The sequence below is a fragment of the Bradyrhizobium sp. genome, from assembly GCF_019242285.1.
In the GTDB taxonomy this organism is placed as follows: domain Bacteria; phylum Pseudomonadota; class Alphaproteobacteria; order Rhizobiales; family Xanthobacteraceae; genus Bradyrhizobium.
Genome location: NZ_JAFAVV010000782.1, coordinates 1 through 2,849, shown reverse-complemented (window position 1 = coordinate 2,849; position 2,849 = coordinate 1). Strand labels below are relative to the sequence as shown.

2 protein-coding genes, 1 tRNA gene and 1 pseudogene are annotated in these 2,849 nt (G+C 59.0%); 3 read left to right on the top strand and 1 reads right to left on the bottom strand.

Annotation, left to right across the window (positions count from 1 at the left end; all coding sequences use genetic code 11):
• The first annotated feature begins 28 nt into the window (after positions 1–28).
• A tRNA-Leu gene (locus JOY90_RS31785) sits at positions 29–113 on the top strand.
• A gap of 608 nt (positions 114–721) precedes the next feature.
• Here the strand turns inward: JOY90_RS31785 and JOY90_RS31780 are convergent.
• Positions 722–1,504, bottom strand: a complete 783-nt coding sequence (locus tag JOY90_RS31780) for a hypothetical protein (protein ID WP_291695048.1) — start codon at positions 1,502–1,504, stop codon at positions 722–724.
• Between the two features lie 122 nt (positions 1,505–1,626).
• On the opposite strand from JOY90_RS31780, the pseudogene JOY90_RS31775 reads away from it, so the two are divergent.
• Positions 1,627–1,866: pseudogene (locus JOY90_RS31775) on the top strand (oxidoreductase); the annotation flags it as partial.
• 193 nt (positions 1,867–2,059) lie between these two features.
• Positions 2,060–2,305, top strand: a complete 246-nt coding sequence (locus JOY90_RS31770) for a DUF2188 domain-containing protein (RefSeq protein ID WP_291695047.1) — start codon at positions 2,060–2,062, stop codon at positions 2,303–2,305.
• Positions 2,306–2,849 lie beyond the last annotated feature (544 nt).

The window sequence follows — 2,849 nt, the reverse complement described above, 5'->3', positions numbered from 1 at the left end:
TGCGTACATTGCGCGGCCTTCCTCACCTGCCCGGGTGGCGGAATTGGTAGACGCACTAGTTTCAGGTACTAGCGGGTAACTCCGTGGAGGTTCGAGTCCTCTCCCGGGCACCAGATTTCCTTTATATTTCAAATAAATAAAACTCTTTGATCGATTAATTCGAGGCACGAGTCACTTCGATTTCCGCGCGAACTATAAAAGATTCGTACGGCAAAAGTGCGCGCACGCCGTGCACCAGGCAAGCGCTCTGAACGGGCGTTTCTAGTGGCGACGGAAATTAGCTTTGCAAGTGAACTGCTGACGAAGCGGTGTAGTTACACGACTACGTAAGCCTGATCCGCACCCGCTGGGCGAAAATACCTTCAAATCGGGCCCCGCTACCACACGCTGCCGCCGTCAGTAACCGTTCGGGTGCAATAGATGACCGGCGCTGCTCCCGGACCGTCGCTGATCGGCCAAAGCGGACCTTCATCGCGGCGGTGCAGAATCCGTCAAAGCGGCCGTTCGCCGCGAGATGCGAAGGACGACGCCCTAATGAGCGGCGATGGCAATGGCACCCATCTTCGCTGAGTCCTTGCTGGTGATGATTCGGGACTGGCGCGGCGATGGCAATGGCACCCATCTTCGCTGAGTCCTTGCTGGTGATAATTCGGGACTGGCGCGGCGATGGTCTACTCTCGATCGACCTTGATGTCGCTTTCCAACGCCGGACCGCCCGATCTCACCGAAGGACCTGGAGCGACCTCTTGAGTTCGTCAACGCATTGCTGAGCCATCGGTGACTTTTCCATCTCGATGATCACGCGCTGCGGATCCTGTAACGACGAAACGTTTCCGGCCAGCGGCTGATAGTCTCCGACAGTAATACCGAGTTGGTGCATTGCGGCGTTGGCGAGAGTCGCGAACCTGAGCATCTCCGCGTCGTCTCGACGAAGCGTTTCTACCGCCTCGAGCACATGTCCTCGCTCTCCATCTGTCAATGGGCCGCCGGTACGACTCAGTGCGTTCAGCGCCGCGCCATCCCGAAATTCCCGCTCGTTTGCGTTTTCAAGCACCGGCATCAGGGAATAGAAGCGCGACATGGCGTCGACGCGATCTACCGGCATTTGTGCCAGGACTCCGGCGGAAACCGCAGCCTGAAACGCGATGTTGTCCCACGTGTGCCGGGGTGTCGCAAAGCGATCGACCGCCTCGAGCACCGTCGATCTACCCGTATTCTGTTCCACTGAACTTCGAATTGCGTCTAGGGCCTTGTCGATACATGGGGAAAGCGCAACGCGCTCCAGAACCTGTGGCCCGTCATCGCCAGAGATCTCCTGACGCATCTCCTCGGTCACGAGTCGCATCTTGTGACGCCATTCGAGACTACTGAGCGCCTGTTCGCCCGCCAAGGCGATGCCGATCCCCAGAAGGACGACGGCGACCTCACTGAAAAACTCTCGCAGATTATGTGAAGGTTTCGGCCTATGAATTTCCACATGACGCTCGCATAGGTTCCAGAACACCAGGCCGTGCTATGGCCGACGCCGCCCGCAAATCGCGGCCTCTTGATCTTCTGCAGACCGACGGAGAATGCCTTGAGGAGGCCTTGGCAGGCAATTGAGCCCTGGACTGTCCGCTTTTCTGCGTCACGATACCGGTCATTGCGGTCGGCCTCATTACCGACTACGAGCAGGCGGAGGCGATCGTCGGTACAGGGGACGCAGATCTTGCGCGCTCGCACGTACCATCCTCTATGACCCCAGGTGGCCATGGCACGCGGCCGCACATCTTAGGGGGACGCGTCCGGGCTCCCGGGCAGCATCTGCGCTCTCAGCCTAGGCAGTATCGCGCCCTCTTCGACCTCAACGGCAGCGCTGAGACATGAGGGGGGCCTCCAGATCGGCGACGCAAAGGCGTTGGCGGCGCCGAGGCGGCCTGAGCAAATCTGTGAGCTAGCGTGGCCTGGGACAGGGCCGGCAGATCGACAGCGGTCCGCTTGAGTAGCCGACATGACGACGCTCTGGGATCATCTCCCTCGGCTATCAATGTGAGGTCCGCACCGGGCCATGAAGGACGCAATGACTAAGGTCGTCTACAAGATTGTGAGGCACGACGGCGGTTGGGCGTACACAGCCTCGGGCACATTTTCAGAAACGTACCGGACGCACGATGCGGCGCGCCGCGCAGCGAATTTAGCGGCACGAGAGCAATCCTCCACCTCAGGTGAGGAACCGGCATCAATCGAATACGAGGACGAGAACGGCAAGTGGCATCGAGAGGTAGTGAAACCCGATGACCGCCCACAGACGGATGTGGAGGGCTGAAGGGGATATCGGCTTCTGTCGAGCAGAGCGGCGTGCGTGCACAGCTAGCCGACAAACAAAGGATTGGTCGTAAACGCCATCCGGTCACGATCTTGGAGTCCGGAAGCGTCGAACTGCTTCCGAAGGGTTGTTGTTACCCGCTACGAACCAAGTGAAAAAGTGCGTTCAAGCGAGCACCCGGCAATGGGTAATTCAGGGGGTAATTTCAAAACACCACTCGCGCAAGCACTTGAATCATGCCGAGGTTAGCTACGTGTTGGCAGCAAGTGGCCGTCGAATGCGGCTTCAATGACCTCAGCGAGTTCAGGCGAGGCTTCGCGGCTGTTTGGGACGCCTCCGCCCGCTTTCGGCGCCGCGCGAGCATCTTTAGCAACCAGACGGAGACGACTGGATACGATGGCCGCCCCGGCGCACACACGTAGCCGCAAACTGGATGGCGCTGCACGCTGCCGGCGCAAGTTCCTGCATGTCTTCCCTAACGGTTTTCGCGATGAGCTCTACATCAGTTGGGAGCGCGAGTACAAATGGGAAACTCATGAACGTT

Coding starts and splice junctions, on each gene's coding strand:
- JOY90_RS31770 (WP_291695047.1), top strand. CDS start 2,060: ATGACTAAGGTCGTCTACAAGATTGTGAGGCACGACGGCGGTTGGGCG.